The 12,969-nt window shown below is 56.2% G+C and carries 15 protein-coding genes and 2 pseudogenes; 1 reads left to right on the top strand and 16 read right to left on the bottom strand.

Going from position 1 to position 12,969, the window contains the following annotated elements; translation table 11 throughout:
- The 6 genes and pseudogenes from PH547_RS30815 to PH547_RS30790 all read right to left on the bottom strand — a co-directional run.
- Positions 1-181: pseudogene (locus tag PH547_RS30815) on the bottom strand (ISNCY family transposase); the annotation flags it as partial.
- Between the two features lie 346 nt (positions 182-527).
- On the bottom strand, positions 528-803 hold the full coding sequence (locus PH547_RS30810) for a hypothetical protein (protein ID WP_184805638.1): 276 nt from the start codon (positions 801-803) through the stop codon (positions 528-530).
- A gap of 310 nt (positions 804-1,113) precedes the next feature.
- Positions 1,114-1,324, bottom strand: a pseudogene (locus PH547_RS30805) (CsbD family protein).
- A 250-nt stretch (positions 1,325-1,574) separates the two neighbouring features.
- Entirely contained in the window at positions 1,575-1,904 is a 330-nt protein-coding gene (locus tag PH547_RS30800; RefSeq protein ID WP_246802345.1) for a hypothetical protein, read from the bottom strand.
- 425 nt (positions 1,905-2,329) lie between these two features.
- Positions 2,330-2,830 (bottom strand): hypothetical protein, encoded by a 501-nt coding sequence (locus PH547_RS30795; RefSeq protein WP_246802344.1) that lies wholly within the window; start codon positions 2,828-2,830, stop codon positions 2,330-2,332.
- Between the two features lie 51 nt (positions 2,831-2,881).
- Complete coding sequence (locus tag PH547_RS30790) at positions 2,882-3,181, bottom strand: hypothetical protein (protein WP_037136675.1); 300 nt, start codon at positions 3,179-3,181, stop codon at positions 2,882-2,884.
- Positions 3,182-3,470: 289 nt separating this feature from the next.
- Here PH547_RS30790 and PH547_RS30785 point away from each other — a divergent pair, with 289 nt between their 5' ends.
- Positions 3,471-3,599: a hypothetical protein gene (locus PH547_RS30785; protein WP_276307846.1), complete on the top strand. Its 129-nt coding sequence runs from the start codon at positions 3,471-3,473 to the stop codon at positions 3,597-3,599.
- 198 nt (positions 3,600-3,797) lie between these two features.
- On the opposite strand, the gene PH547_RS30780 is transcribed toward PH547_RS30785, so the two are convergent.
- The 10 genes from PH547_RS30780 to PH547_RS30735 form a co-directional block, all read right to left on the bottom strand.
- On the bottom strand, positions 3,798-4,679 hold the full coding sequence (locus PH547_RS30780; protein ID WP_004126018.1) for an SIR2 family NAD-dependent protein deacylase: 882 nt from the start codon (positions 4,677-4,679) through the stop codon (positions 3,798-3,800).
- 34 nt (positions 4,680-4,713) lie between these two features.
- The gene (gene nifT / locus PH547_RS30775; protein WP_004126022.1) at positions 4,714-4,926 is read right to left on the bottom strand and encodes a putative nitrogen fixation protein NifT; all 213 of its coding nucleotides are present in this window, start codon (positions 4,924-4,926) and stop codon (positions 4,714-4,716) included.
- Entirely contained in the window at positions 4,923-5,246 is a 324-nt protein-coding gene (locus PH547_RS30770; RefSeq protein WP_004126025.1) for a nitrogen fixation protein NifZ, read from the bottom strand. Before PH547_RS30770 ends, nifT begins: the two co-directional genes overlap by 4 nt.
- Before the next feature lie 93 nt (positions 5,247-5,339).
- The gene (locus tag PH547_RS30765; protein WP_184805633.1) at positions 5,340-5,534 is read right to left on the bottom strand and encodes a 4Fe-4S binding protein; all 195 of its coding nucleotides are present in this window, start codon (positions 5,532-5,534) and stop codon (positions 5,340-5,342) included.
- 34 nt (positions 5,535-5,568) lie between these two features.
- Positions 5,569-7,050: a nitrogenase cofactor biosynthesis protein NifB gene (gene nifB / locus PH547_RS30760; protein WP_120670799.1), complete on the bottom strand. Its 1,482-nt coding sequence runs from the start codon at positions 7,048-7,050 to the stop codon at positions 5,569-5,571.
- A 232-nt stretch (positions 7,051-7,282) separates the two neighbouring features.
- Positions 7,283-9,031 carry a nif-specific transcriptional activator NifA gene (gene nifA / locus PH547_RS30755; protein WP_004126033.1) on the bottom strand — a complete coding sequence of 583 codons (1,749 nt, stop codon included), beginning with the start codon at positions 9,029-9,031 and terminating at the stop codon, positions 7,283-7,285.
- Between the two features lie 176 nt (positions 9,032-9,207).
- Positions 9,208-9,507 (bottom strand): ferredoxin family protein, encoded by a 300-nt coding sequence (locus PH547_RS30750; RefSeq protein WP_004126035.1) that lies wholly within the window; start codon positions 9,505-9,507, stop codon positions 9,208-9,210.
- Positions 9,508-9,519: 12 nt separating this feature from the next.
- Positions 9,520-10,824, bottom strand: a complete 1,305-nt coding sequence (locus PH547_RS30745) for an FAD-dependent oxidoreductase (protein WP_004126038.1) — start codon at positions 10,822-10,824, stop codon at positions 9,520-9,522.
- Between the two features lie 12 nt (positions 10,825-10,836).
- Positions 10,837-11,949 (bottom strand): electron transfer flavoprotein subunit alpha/FixB family protein, encoded by a 1,113-nt coding sequence (locus PH547_RS30740; protein WP_004126048.1) that lies wholly within the window; start codon positions 11,947-11,949, stop codon positions 10,837-10,839.
- 12 nt (positions 11,950-11,961) lie between these two features.
- A complete protein-coding gene (locus PH547_RS30735; protein ID WP_184805630.1) occupies positions 11,962-12,813 on the bottom strand; it encodes an electron transfer flavoprotein subunit beta/FixA family protein in 852 nt (283 codons plus the stop codon).
- Between the last annotated feature and the right edge of the window lie 156 nt (positions 12,814-12,969).

Here is a 12,969-nt window from a genome sequence, read left to right as displayed (position 1 = left end):
CGGCCGGCAGCCCTTGCCGTCCGGTGGCCTTGACGCCGTGCCGACCCAGATCCCGCCCCACCAAGCCAAACAGATCGTGGTGCTCGTCCAGCCACTGCGACATCGACTTCAGTTCGTGGCCGATCTCGTGCGTGGCGAAAAGATCGAATATACTGGCTTGGACGGTGCGTTCCTGGCGCATTGTCGGCTCCGGCGGTTGCAGATTGTGCTTCGGAATCAGTGGCATGAGCCCAAAGTATACCTGAAACCGCCGGGCCTTGCTTGCGCAAAATTCAGATTCACTTAATAATATCAATAAGTTGATGTTCGTGGACGGAAACTAGCTAGAGTCGCCAGGCAGAACTTAATAGCCCATTCGAATACCATTCGGCGTGATGGGGCCTGCGAACCGAATCCTGGAAGCGGCGGTTAGGTCGTCGTCTACAAGGACGGCCGGGAAATCGCTGCATTGTCCGCAGGCTCGGTGAGACCGCGAACAATGTCATCGAGCTTACCGGCATGCTGCACGCTACCCAATGGATCATCGATTATTTCAAGAAGGACGAGCCGGCAACGATCTGGCGTGACGCCATGTACGTCGTGAACGGATGCAATGAATGGCGTAACTCCTGGGAGAGATGATTTTGGAGCGCCTGATCGAGGCGATGGAGACGGATATCGCGCAGCCCGTAAGGGTCGGGCCGAAGGCATTCGGAAGCAGCATGCCGCAATACCTCCATTCCGCCGCGGAAAACTTCGCCCGTCGGCGCGAGGACATCATCAAGACCGGTGGCGCCAGAACCCGCGAGGATGAAGCCGCCCAACGCAGGCAAACCGACAAGTCTTTAAGGTTTGTTGTCATAGACCGCAGAGTGGCAGGTCACCGCCGATCTACAATACGGCCGATTATACAAGGAAATTTGTCGAGGAGTGCCTCCTCAAAGGGCGTATATCATTGATGACATTACCATGTTCTAATTCAACAGTCGGCCGTGCCCACGACCGTAATTGAAACGAGCACTTGATGGAAACTCTGCCCCTATCCCTATTCGGATAGGGGCTTTTTGTGGGTGTGCTTGGGCATTGCTGTACGAAATACCGTTGTCATGCAGTCCGATGGTACAACGCGGCCTGTTACTCCCAGGTCTGTCGATTGTACCAATCGTCGATGTCGCGCCGCGCCCGATCTTTTTCCAAGCCGTAGCGTTGTTCTTGGATCTTGCCTTCGAGCTGATCTCGGCGTCCGTCGATTAGATCCAAGGTCGTCATCCGTGAGCTGTCCCCACTGCTCTTTCACCTTGCCCTTGATCTGCTTCCAATTTCCTTCAACTCTATTCCCATCCATGATGTTCTCATCGTAAGGGTTGTCCCTGCAGCGGTAATGTAGATCGGCTATCTTTGTTCGCCAAATAGTTGGAGGGGCCGCCGCGCGAAGCTGGGCAAAGCGAGCGCGCGGAAGCTGGGGTTAGGCCTCCGCTTTGTTTCAAGCATGCAGAAGTGGAATCAAGCCCTGAACGATAGATTCTGCCAATGCTTCCTATCGCTTCGCTATCTGGAAATTTCATAATCAAGGGCTTCTTGCCCCAATCGTCCGACTACGGATCAATGGCAAAGTATTTTACCAAGAAGGGGTTCGCTAAAAGTGGCCATGCACCAGCAAGTCTGGCGAGGTGGCGTTCGTCATGAATGCCTTGCTTATAAAGAGTGACAACGATTGGTGCCAGTCGCTGGGCTTCATTTACATCTTTCATTAGGTTCAATCTTGAGAAAATCTGCTCGAAAGCAAGCTGACAAATCTCTAGGTCACGCAGACCAAAGATTGCCTCATGGTTTCGAATATATTGGGAAAACGGCGAACCATCCTCATCATGCCGCTCCGCCGGGCTGGATACCGGTGACCCCATCTCGGGAGAATCCGAAACCATCCGCTGCTCTCCGATCGTGCATGAGTATACAACGCACGTTTACACTCCAGGCAACATTCTCGCAACCTGAGGCATCATTTCTTTGAGCATCTTCTCGGCGCCGCCACTTTACTGCTGAGCGGGCGTTGTCGCGGGCGGCGTTGTGGTGGTCGGCTGTGTCGTTGTCGTCTGGGCTGGGGCGTTGGGATTTGTCGTGCTGGTGTGGGGCCAGAAAGCCCAGGCGAGAGCTGCGACTACAATAATCCCGAGAATGACAACCCATGGCATCCAAGGTTGGCGACGTACCGGTGTCGTTCTGAGATCTGGGGCACGCTTGTTGATGTCGTTGCTCATCTGAGTACTCCTCTGGGACGTAACCTTTAGCTGCAGCAAAGGTTCCTGACCACGAGGCGTTGCGGTGAAGTTGCGCTAATATTGCGCGCAGTTCATTGGGTTGGTTGATGTCCGTGATCGGATTCATCTCGCAAGTATTTGGCATCGTATAAGAATGGAAGAAGCCGAGCCGTTCCGGGCACAATCTTGGACTCGTCGGCGTCGACCTCGAGGCGAGCTGTCCATCTAATCATGTGGTTGTTGTCGGTCGGGTCCAACGTCGGAAACTTGAGGCGACGGCTTTGATCAGTTGTGACCACATCAATGGTATAGCTATCGTCTTCAAGGTATCGATCTGAGATGATCTCCACATGGAACCGGCCACCTTCCGTCCTGGCATCGCCCTCGTAGCCACATCGCTGGATGCAACCTGGCAAATCACCCCTGACTGTGAATGAGATCAATGTGCCGTCCACCAGGTTGGTTATCCCGTTAAAAGACGGTGGATTTCCTTTGCTCATGGTTATCGAGAGCGTCAGATCGTTGTCGCTGGCCGCAAAGGCAGAAGGGACCATGATGAGCGACAGTGCGGCAACGACGACGGCGTGATGCATAGCAATCCCCCAATTACCGCAATGATTATCGGGAATGATCTAAGAGTCGAGTCAACTATGCGTGCGAGCGTGGCGCCCTGTGAACGGCTCAAATTCATCATCGCCGTGCAGATATTCCAGCTCATGGTCAATGTGGTCGATCGCCCAACAGAGCGCCTCGATCTCGCTTCTCAGGTGCTCGGCCAAGTCCCCGGTGATACTGGCGATATCGGCCGCCGGCAGGGACGCCCTGCTGTTGATAATCTTGATCTCGTCAGCTTCAAGACCGGCAAGGTGGTGCTTCGCCCGCTCGATCTGGAACAACAGCTTGCCGCGGTGATCCAGTAGGTATTCTCTCGTCTCGTCGATCATTTGGGCGTCTCCGAGGGATGTGGCTGTAGCCTTATATGCTTCGAGACCGTGTTCGGTAATCCAAAAATATTCGATATTGTCGATACAATCTCTGGGGACGAAACCGCGGGCCTCCAGACGGCTAACGATATCGTCGCCGCACCCATAAAAGCCCACGCAAGGCGGGCCCGGAAAGGTGGAATGATGGAGGTGATTTAGGAGATGCCGGCCGTGTGACGCGCTGACATCATCTTTGATGCGACAAGGCTAAAATGCCTGATAGGATTTGAGCTTAATCGTGGAGGGGACCATGAAATCAGCGGCAAACGACAAAGAAAATCTGCCGCCCGTCGAGCAGGAGTGGGCCAGCGCCATGCTAGTCATTGCATGGCCGTTTGGGGTTTTTGCCATTGCGCTTTGCTGTAAGTTCTTCGTGTAGCGATTAAGCCCCCGCCTGACCTAACGCTCGGGCCTGGCCAAGACGGTTGTCGGGATGTTGATTTTGGGGATTCTAGCCGTCGTCCCAACAATGATGGTGCAGTCTCTCGTGCCCATAAATCACGCTCTTCGTCACTCGCTCTCAGTTTGAGCAAGCGATCGGTGCCGCTGCGAAGCGCTCCCTGGCTCACGCTTGCGGCTATGCCGGATTGACAAGAGCAGCCGCAACTTCACCAATCGGCAGGTCAATCAGGGTGATGCCGCATTCCGTGCAGAAGCGGCGTTCGTTCTTGGTCATGGTTTTGGCATCAATCACAGCGAAGTGTGGGCCGTTGGAGCGCTTCATGATCTGGCGGGCAAAGATGCGCAACATCTGATCGTCGAAGCGGCAGCCCAGAAAGAAAAAGCCGCGGTTGGTGCGCCGTGCTTTGACGGCTTCGGGGATCGGCGTCTGGATATCGATCTCTGTCAGAACTTCGACATAGTCCGCATCTGACACGAGAAAATTAGCAGCGGGCCGAACGCTTCCATGAGGCGTATACAACACCGTTTTTGCTGCCGGACCGGGCCTGAGTTCCTTTCCGGACAAATCGTAGGTTCTCGTCCATATATCGCGGTTCTCATTTGCCCGCGTAACGCCTTGTATCTCGACCACGTCTGTTCGGCCATTCGCCACGAGAGCCGCGCGCATCGTCCCGTCGTACCAGCTGTCGATGATGAGCGAGAGTGGCAGCGTTGCAAGCCAGGCATGGAGGCCGGTCAGCGGCGCGGATGAGGCGAATATCTCCGCCATCCAGGCTTGAAGCGTCCGACGATGCCTGCGCTGCTCGATAAACTGTGCGACCGACCACATGTTGCTGCGTATCTTGGAAGGTGCTGTCGCCCGTGTGTTAAGAGCTGCTGCAACGCCTTCTGGACCATCAGGTACAGGCGGTGCCGCCGAACTTTGCCGGAGAAGCCCGGGACCGAGATATGGGATTATTGCGTCTGCGGCGAGCGCTTCCTTCAGCAAATAAAGTTGCTTTTCGGCGTAATCGCCCCGGCAGACCAAAAGATGATCGGATTTAGGAAGCACGGGCATGCCGCTGTCGCTTTTTGTCGTTCGTTAGCAGCGTTTAGTCCTCCTCAGATATCTTCTTTGCCTCGACCGTAATGGGCAGGCGCGTGTCCTTTGGCAGATCGGGCAGGGCTAGCCTCCATCCATTCCTAAGCAGCACGCAGCCGCCCCATAGATTTTCATTTTCCATAGCAATGATCGGCTCTTCGAGATCCTTCTTGGAAACATATGCCGATAAGCCGGTTCCGGTTCTGCGGATCATCACTTTCACGGGGCTATTCCTTCCCTGGCGCTGGTAGTCGTTTCGGCAATGCTTGCTGCGGCTTTGTCGAGGCTCGTCAGTTCACGCGCGCGCATGCCGACGATGGTGCCGCGATCCACCCATTCGACCGCATAGATATAGAACTGCTGGAGAAAGGTGCCGATGTCGCGCACATAACCCTCATCGCCCTTTCGCACCAGGTTTTCGCCAACGTCTTTGCCGGGATAGGTGCCGTCATTCTTTATGTGGCGCGTGGCACGAACCCGCTCGCCTGGTAGAAATTGCGGTGAACAGCCGATTTCCACTTCTTGTTCGCGTCCTATGCCCACGGTGGTGCCTCACTTTCTTGAGACTGCTCGGCTTAACCGCGGAGGTCAAACCTTTGGACGAGATATTGCCTTCGGCGGCCAGCGAACAGGCGATCAGGCTGGAACGCAGGTCTTCGGTACCGGACATACCGATGCGCATTGCTGCGTCTCGAAAGCTCCCTCGCATTCTGTGCACTTCTTCGGATCGATCACGTAGTTCTCGCCCATCAGTTCTATCGCACCTGATGGACATTCGAACTCGCAGGCTCCGCACTGGGTGCATTGGGATGCGATGATCTTGAAGGCCATTTTCAACTCCTGAGGAGGTTAAACTAAAAAAAATTCACGCCGTCCCTGTCAGCAGGTCGACTCCAAACTCGGTGGCATAAACCATGCTGATGGCGGTTTCGATGTACTCATAGGTATAAGAGTCCACTGCTCGAATGCCCGCGTCCGCCAACCGCTTTTTAGGGCAATCTCCGATCTTTGCGCAGAGCACGATGTCGATCCCCTCGAGCGCAACTATCACACCGTCGAGTGTAGCGTCGTCACCCCAACCGCCGCGGCAATATTGCTCGACCTTGCGATGCCCCACGAAGGCGATTCCTCTCGGAGAGGCTTCATAAATCTGGAACTCTTTCGCATGGCCGAAATGTTCGTTTATGCGGCCGCCGCCCTTGGTCGCCACCGCGACGTGAAGCGACCCGTCGGGGCCGGCTGCTTTGACCATTTCGATCGCCTCGCTCTTGGCTGCTGCGTGATTGCCTCTCTCCCGCGCCACTACTTCCCGGTATGCCTCGCGATTGCGCTCGTCGTACGAGACTGCATCGGGAATGTGGTCGAGCGTGAATTCTTTGCCACGATCCTCGCCGAGCAGACCGACGGCATCGGCCCGGCATTGCCGACAATGACGCATCAGCTTGGCGCCTTTTTCGAGACGACCTTGAAGCGCCTTCAATTCGATTGCCCGCGGAGCGCGCTGTCCGGTCAGGCCATAGTAAGTGCCGTGCGCTGGGTCCGAAATCAGGGGCATCACATTATGCAAGAACGCGCCGCGCTCTTTCACCCATCTGTTCACCTCGATCAGGTGCTCGTCATTGACCCCGGGTATCATGACCGAATTGACCTTGACGAGGATGCCCCGCGCCGCCAGCATTTCCAAACCCAACATCTGTCGCTTGTGCAGGATTTCGGCGGCTTCGATGCCGGTGTAGCGCCGGTGATTGTAAAAGACCCAGGGATATATCTTTGCGCCGATTTGCGGGTCGACCATGTTGATTGTGATGGTCACGTGATCGACATTCATGCGTGCAAGCTCATCGACATGATCTGGCAATGCTAGCCCGTTGGTGGAGATACACAGCTTGACGTCGGGAATTTCCGCGGCAACTTTTTCGAAGGTCGCCTTGGTTCTCCTCCAGTCGTAACAGGCATCGCCCGGACCGGCGATTCCGACGACCGAAAGCTGCGGCACTTCGTTGGCGACCGAAATAACTTTGCGCAGCGCCTGCTCTGGCGTCAGCTTTTCCGAGACGACACCGGGCCGGCTTTCGTTTGCGCAGTCATATTTCCGATTGCAGTAGTTGCACTGGATATTGCAAGCCGGTGCGACGGCGACGTGCATGCGCGCGAAATAGTGGTGTGCTTCTTCCGAGTAGCAGGGATGATCCTTTATCTTCTCCCATGTCGCTGGATCCATGTCATCCGGTTTTGCGGTTGAGCCGCAGGATGAGGATTTGCAGCTGTCGGACTTCGCATTGGTCAGCCTATTGTCGGACGTTTTGGCGCTGGCCGAGCTATCAAGCGAAATCATCGATGCGGTCATCTAGCAATTCCGTTGCTGGTGAAGATTGCAGTTCAAACTGCAAGACCTATGCCAGGGCCCGGGATTGTCTTATGTCCGGCGTTTTAGTGTTTCGCGTTGGATTGCATACACTTGCTCCCGCACGATTTCGTTCGTTCATGACAATCGGCACATGGATCTCGTCGCGAATGCGACGCGCCTCTGTCACGTAGAGTGCCGAGAGCGCATTTCCGACCTGACGAACGACATAGGCTTAGAACTTTTTCATCTCGATATTGTGCCGGCGCAGAGCATAGCCGACCTGACGGGGCGTGAGGCCGAGCATACGAGCCGCTTTGGCCTGAACCCATCCGACTTTCTCCATTGCCTCGATCAGCCGGTCCCGCTCTGTGAGGCGCGGTGATAGGGCTGGGCAAGCCGGACCATTGGGGTCGCAGGCCTTGAAGGGCGCTACCTCGGGATGCGAGACGCTGCCTGGTTGGGTAGAGAGCGGCGATACTGCCGGCGTTGTTCCACCCCGAGTGAGCTCATCGATAGGCTTACCCTCGCGGCCGCCGCCGTCGCCTTTCCAAAGACGAGCCGAAAGACATTGGTTGTTCTGGCACGCAAAATCCGAGGGAACGATCGTCTTCGAGCGCGCCAACGTCGCCGTCCTACGCACGCAATTTTCCAGCTCGCGGACGTTCCCAGGAAAATAGCATTGCGAAATCAGGTCTAGCGCCTGCGCCGTGAAGGCGTGCTCGCGATTGTTCTCCCGGTTGAAACGGTCGAGAAAGACTTTTGAAAGGCGCGAAATGTCTCCGGGCCGCTCTCTGAGTGGTGGCAAGACGATCGGCACGACATTGATGCGATAGTAAAGGTCGGCTCTGAACTCGCCATTTGCAACAGCCGCCTCGAGGTCCTTGTTGGTTGCGCATACGAGTCTGATGTCGACTTTGAGGGTCTTGGTTCCGCCAACCCGCTCCAGCTCGCCTTCCTGCAGCACGCGCAAAAGCTTGGCTTGAAAGGCAGGCGAAATTTCGCCAATTTCATCAAGGAGCAGCGTTCCGCCATTTGCCAATTCGAAACGCCCCGCGCGCTGCGATACAGCACCGGTGAAAGCGCCCTTTTCATGTCCGAAGAGTTCCGATTCCAGGACACCTTCAGGCAGTGCGGCGCAGTTCAATTTGACAAAAGACTTCTTGCGGCGAGGGGAAAGCTCATGAATGGCCTGTGCGAAAAATTCCTTGCCAGTGCCGCTTTCACCCCGCAGAAGCACTGTGGTATTCGTCATAGCCACCGCAGAGACGATTTCCAACACCCGCCTGACTGCAGGGCTTTCTCCGACGATCCAGTCGACTTTGGCTCTTGAGTTTTGGCTCGGATCATTCCGTCCCCCTTCGGCGGATTTCCGGTGCAGCTGGATGATTTGCGGACCGGACGTGCTCAGGGCTCGGTGGAACGCGATCGTCTGGCCGATAAGATCGGCGACCATGGTAAGGAAGCGAATATCCTCGTTGTGACGCAGTTCAGTGGCGCTGTCCCTGAAGCGGTCGATCCATAACGTCCCGACCAGTTTGTGCGCAGCCCTCAAAGGAACCCCGATAAATGTGATGGGGATCGTGTCGCTGCTCAAAGACGGCTGAGGGTCAGCCCGAAAAAGTTCGGATTTACTGGTCTCCCTTATCACCAGCGGCTGTCCGGTCGTCACGATCTGATCCATTGCAGCCGGTGGGATGGTGTGGCGTGCGCCGGATTGACGAGAATCGGCGACGCCGGCCGACGCGGTAATTTCCGGCTCCCCTTCGCTCGCCCATATAACGATTGCCCCATGACGCATTCGCAAAAACGTGGGGAGGATATTGGCGACCTTGACAAGCGTGATCTCCAGCGGGGCAGCGGCCGTTAGGAGCTTCGATATTTCGTAGATCCCGCTGCAGGAGATTCCGACTTCAGGCGTTTTGCTGGATACCCCGGGCAAAGGTCCAACTTCATCGACGCAATCGCGTAGAATGCGGGTCATTTTCAACACCCCTAGCTGTGTAGAATGCCCCCATTCCAACCACTGTTTGTGCTTATTTGTATAAGCGGAAACTCTAATGGTAGTTTCTGAAATTGCAAGCTGGTTCCTGTCAAAATTGATGCAGCGCCTGGCTGTGACGACATAATGTGTTTTTCAAAAGTTTAACAATAAATTGTTCACCCGAACTTGAAGAGAACACCAAAGCCGCCTCGTGGATAGTTCCACGTGATGTCCCCACTTGCCTCACACAGCACCCTGCATGTGCCGCACTCCATGCAGCCGTCGGCGGCAATCTCCACTTGGCCTTTGTCATTCAGTTCATAGCATTTTGCCGGGCAGATGCGTGTTAGCGCCAAAAGGTTTGCACTCGGATGCTCGTGCGGCCGCACCTTAATGTGCGGGCGTCCCTGATCAACCAGATAGCGATTCTGGAAAAGCTTGTCCTCAACACGCAACTTCGTCACTGCAACGGTCATCCTATTTCTCCTTCAACGCCAAGCCAATGCCAGACGCACCGCGTCGCTGACCAGCCCCCAGCGCGAACGCGCCTTTATGAAAGCGGCCGTTGTCGCCCTTTCATTTTCGATCTTCGGCGTACCATCGACACGCATGAAATTTTTCGAAGCTTCAGACATCAACTTCGGGTATGTCATGAAGAAATTGCGGGAATTGGTATGAAGTAGGGCCGGCATGTCTTTGTATTTCCTAAGATCTTTAATGACAAAGGAATCGTCCAGCATCGTCTTGTATAGTGCGAGGTTTCTTTTGGTCATTCGACCTCCGCGGCTCTTGACCTCGAAAATAGCCTCCCCGGCGATGCGACCTGACGTCATGGCGAGATTGGAACCTTCGCGGTGAACGGCATTGTTGAGCTGTGCTGCGTCGCCGACAACGACCCAGCCATCGCCGAAGAGCGCGGGAATTGCCTTGTACCCACCTTCGGGAATGAGATGAGCTGCATATTCCTTGACTTCCGAATCCGCGATCAGATGTTTGATCGACGGATGGTTCTTGAACGCTTCGAGCAACTCGTAAGGGCTTTCGCACGTTGCGGCGAAGTCGGAGACGAGGCAACCGATGCCAAGAGAGATCGACTCCTTATTGGTATAAAGGAAGGCGAGCCCGGCCATGCCGCGGGAGATGGTGCCGGCCGCCTCGATCACACAACCCTCGTTGCCATGAAGACCGAAGCGCTGATCGATCACGTCTTCTGGCAGAAAATGTATTTCCTTGACAGCGAGAGCCACGCTCTCCGAAGTCGGCGTCTGACGCAAACCGGCCCGGGCGCCGAGCAACCCATTGGCGCCTTCCGCAAGAACGACCGTGTCCGCAAGTATGACATCGCCAGTACGGTCAGTGCGCACGCCGATCACCTTGCCCCCTTCCTGGGCAAGTTCTGTCGCCGTCGTCTCGCAAAGGACTGTCGCTCCCGCCTCACGCACCTTACGCGAAAACCAACGGTCGAACTGAGCGCGAATGATTGTATAGCGCTCTGGCGTCGACTCGTTGAAATCATCCGATCGGTATTGGATCCCAACGTGGGATGTGTCATCCATCATCCAGAAGCGCTGCTCGACGAGATGCCGCTCAAGAGGCGCATCATCTCGAAAATTCGGGATGATTTTCTCCAGCATGTTCGCGTACATGATTGCGCCCTGGACGTTCTTTGAGCCCGGATACTCGCCACGCTCCAATTGCAGGACTTTCAAGCCACGGCTCGCCATGGTGTAAGCAGCCGCATTCCCGGCCATGCCCGCGCCAATCACGATGGCGTCAAACTTTTCCCCGCTCATAACCCGTGCCCCCTAATTCGCAAGCTTATCGCGACTGTGCGGCGACAGCCGTTGGGTGAAAACATCAGTGAGGGCCGGCAAGAAGCGGATCGCATCCGTCACGACGCCAACGTGGGCGAAGTCGAAAATCGGCGCGTTCGGATCGGTGTTGATCGCCACAATGAGATCAGCGCCCTCGACGCCAACCCGGTGCTGAATGGCGCCGGAAATCCCGGCCGCTATATAGAGCTTCGGCCGGATAGTCTTACCCGTTTGCCCGATCTGCCGATCAGCCGGCATCCAGCCTTTCTGGACCAGCGGCCGTGAACAGCCGTATTCGGCTCCAATTACCCGCGCGAGATTCTTCGCCAGCTTCAGGTTCTCCGATGTTCCAAGACCGAGGCCGCCGCCCACCACCACATCGGCATAGGCGAGATTGGAATTTGTCGATTGCACGTCGGAAATGAACCCGAGGACTTTGGTGACGATCTCCTCCTCGACCATCAGGACCCCATGCTGAATGACGCAGCCGATAGGCTTGTTCGTGCGCTGCGGCATCGCCATGACCCTTGGCCGCACTGTCGCCATCTGCGGTCTGCAGTTGAGCGTGTAGATTGTGCATAGTAGAGAGCCGCCGAAAGTCGGCCGCGTTGCGGCAAGCGAACCGTCCGCATCCACATCGAGTTCGGTGCAGTCCGCGGTGAGCCCCGTCAACAAGGTCGTCGCCACGGAACCGGCAAGGTCGCGACCAAGCGTCGTCGCACCGAGAAGCAGGATCTCGGGTTGGTAAGTGGCGACGAGATTTGTCAGAGCTTTGGTGAAGGGCTCGTTCCTATAGTCTTCGAGCAGGGGGTTCTCCACCAGATACGCAACGTCGGCGCCATAGGCAAACGCCTCTGCGATGGCCAGCTGCGTGGCGTCCCCCGGAGGTCCGAGCACGACACCTGCGAGTTTGACGCCAAGCTTGTCCGCCAGCTTGCGGCCTTCTCCCAGCAGTTCGAAGGAGACGGGATGGACATTTCCGCGCTCCACTTCGATGAAGACCCAAACATGGCGGTAGTCTTTGAAATGATCGGGCAGTTCTTTCTTCATTCCCGCGCGGCCGACGGCTGGGCGCGGTATTTCTTGATTTGCGGTCAACGTCATGGCTCCTTGCCGTTATGCGCTGGCGTCGAAGGCGAGTTCGTGTTCGAGCGCCGGCTGACGGGCGAAGATTTCGACAATCAACTCATCAGCAAGATCGCCGAGCGCCTTATCGGTGGTGGTGATTTGCCCTGCCTTTTCCGTCCTTACTGTCGGGGCAAAGACGCGTTTGACGACCGTCGGCGAACCACGCAGTCCACACTTGCTGAGGTCCTCGATGCCGGCGTCGCCCGCGCTCCATTTTACGATCTGACTGCGTGCGGCACGTAGCGCGTCATCAAGCGAGCCGCGGCGGATTTCGTTGGTGCCTTCCAGCATAGTGATGAGGCAGGGAAGCCTGCCATGCAGCATCTGGGTACCGCCTTCCGAACGGCGGTCGACCTTAATTTCGCGTGCATCAAGATCGAGGGAGCAAATCTTCGAAACGTAAGTGAGTTGCAGGAGGTCGAGGCGCTTAGCAATGCCCGGCCCGACTTGGGCAGTGTCGCCGTCGATGCTCTGCTTGCCCGTGAAAACGATGTCGGGGGCGCCGAAGGTCTCGCCGATTTTTGCAATCGCCTGCGACAAAGCAAAGGAAGTCGCCAGGGTATCGGATCCCGCAAAATAGCGGTCGGTCAACAATACCGCCCGATCCGCACCGTAAGTGAGCGCCTTGCGCAACGAATCCTCTGCCATGGGCGGGCCCATCGTGAGCACGGTGACCTCGCCGCCATGCACGTCACGCAACCGCAGTGCTTCTTCAAGGGCGAATAGATCGTAAGGATTTATGATGGTCGGCACACCCTGGCGCATGATCGTGTTCGTTACAGGATGGACGCGAATCTGTGCGGAGTCCGGCACCTGCTTGATACAGACTACGACGTGCATGTGGTCTCCTAGCTGCTGTTAAATGGCGGGTTTGGCGCTTCGTGTCCTCTAAAGCACTATCTGTGCCAAGGTTTTTGAATGTGGCATCCCTTTGAAATTTCAATGATTTATGCTGAGGTGCCGACACTGGACTCGCCATTGTCGGCTTCGCGACAT

Source organism: Rhizobium cerradonense (assembly GCF_030182455.1).
Lineage (GTDB): Bacteria > Pseudomonadota > Alphaproteobacteria > Rhizobiales > Rhizobiaceae > Rhizobium.
This window is presented reverse-complemented; position numbering and strand designations above follow the sequence as displayed.

What these genes read in the sequence shown, in the direction of transcription:
- PH547_RS30765 (WP_184805633.1), bottom strand. Translation starts at nt 5,534, where the DNA reads ATGGCCTTCAAGATCATCGCATCCCAATGCACCCAGTGCGGAGCCTGC.
- PH547_RS30735 (WP_184805630.1), bottom strand. Translation starts at nt 12,813, where the DNA reads ATGCACGTCGTAGTCTGTATCAAGCAGGTGCCGGACTCCGCACAGATT.
- nifA (WP_004126033.1), bottom strand. Translation starts at nt 9,031, where the DNA reads ATGACCCGCATTCTACGCGATTGCGTCGATGAAGTTGGACCTTTGCCC.
- PH547_RS30780 (WP_004126018.1), bottom strand. Translation starts at nt 4,679, where the DNA reads ATGCCCGTGCTTCCTAAATCCGATCATCTTTTGGTCTGCCGGGGCGAT.
- PH547_RS30785 (WP_276307846.1), top strand. Translation starts at nt 3,471, where the DNA reads ATGAAATCAGCGGCAAACGACAAAGAAAATCTGCCGCCCGTCGAGCAG.
- PH547_RS30800 (WP_246802345.1), bottom strand. Translation starts at nt 1,904, where the DNA reads ATGGTTTCGGATTCTCCCGAGATGGGGTCACCGGTATCCAGCCCGGCG.
- PH547_RS30750 (WP_004126035.1), bottom strand. Translation starts at nt 9,507, where the DNA reads ATGACCGTTGCAGTGACGAAGTTGCGTGTTGAGGACAAGCTTTTCCAG.
- PH547_RS30740 (WP_004126048.1), bottom strand. Translation starts at nt 11,949, where the DNA reads ATGACGTTGACCGCAAATCAAGAAATACCGCGCCCAGCCGTCGGCCGC.
- PH547_RS30790 (WP_037136675.1), bottom strand. Translation starts at nt 3,181, where the DNA reads ATGATCGACGAGACGAGAGAATACCTACTGGATCACCGCGGCAAGCTG.
- PH547_RS30745 (WP_004126038.1), bottom strand. Translation starts at nt 10,824, where the DNA reads ATGAGCGGGGAAAAGTTTGACGCCATCGTGATTGGCGCGGGCATGGCC.
- nifB (WP_120670799.1), bottom strand. Translation starts at nt 7,050, where the DNA reads ATGACCGCATCGATGATTTCGCTTGATAGCTCGGCCAGCGCCAAAACG.
- PH547_RS30795 (WP_246802344.1), bottom strand. Translation starts at nt 2,830, where the DNA reads ATGCATCACGCCGTCGTCGTTGCCGCACTGTCGCTCATCATGGTCCCT.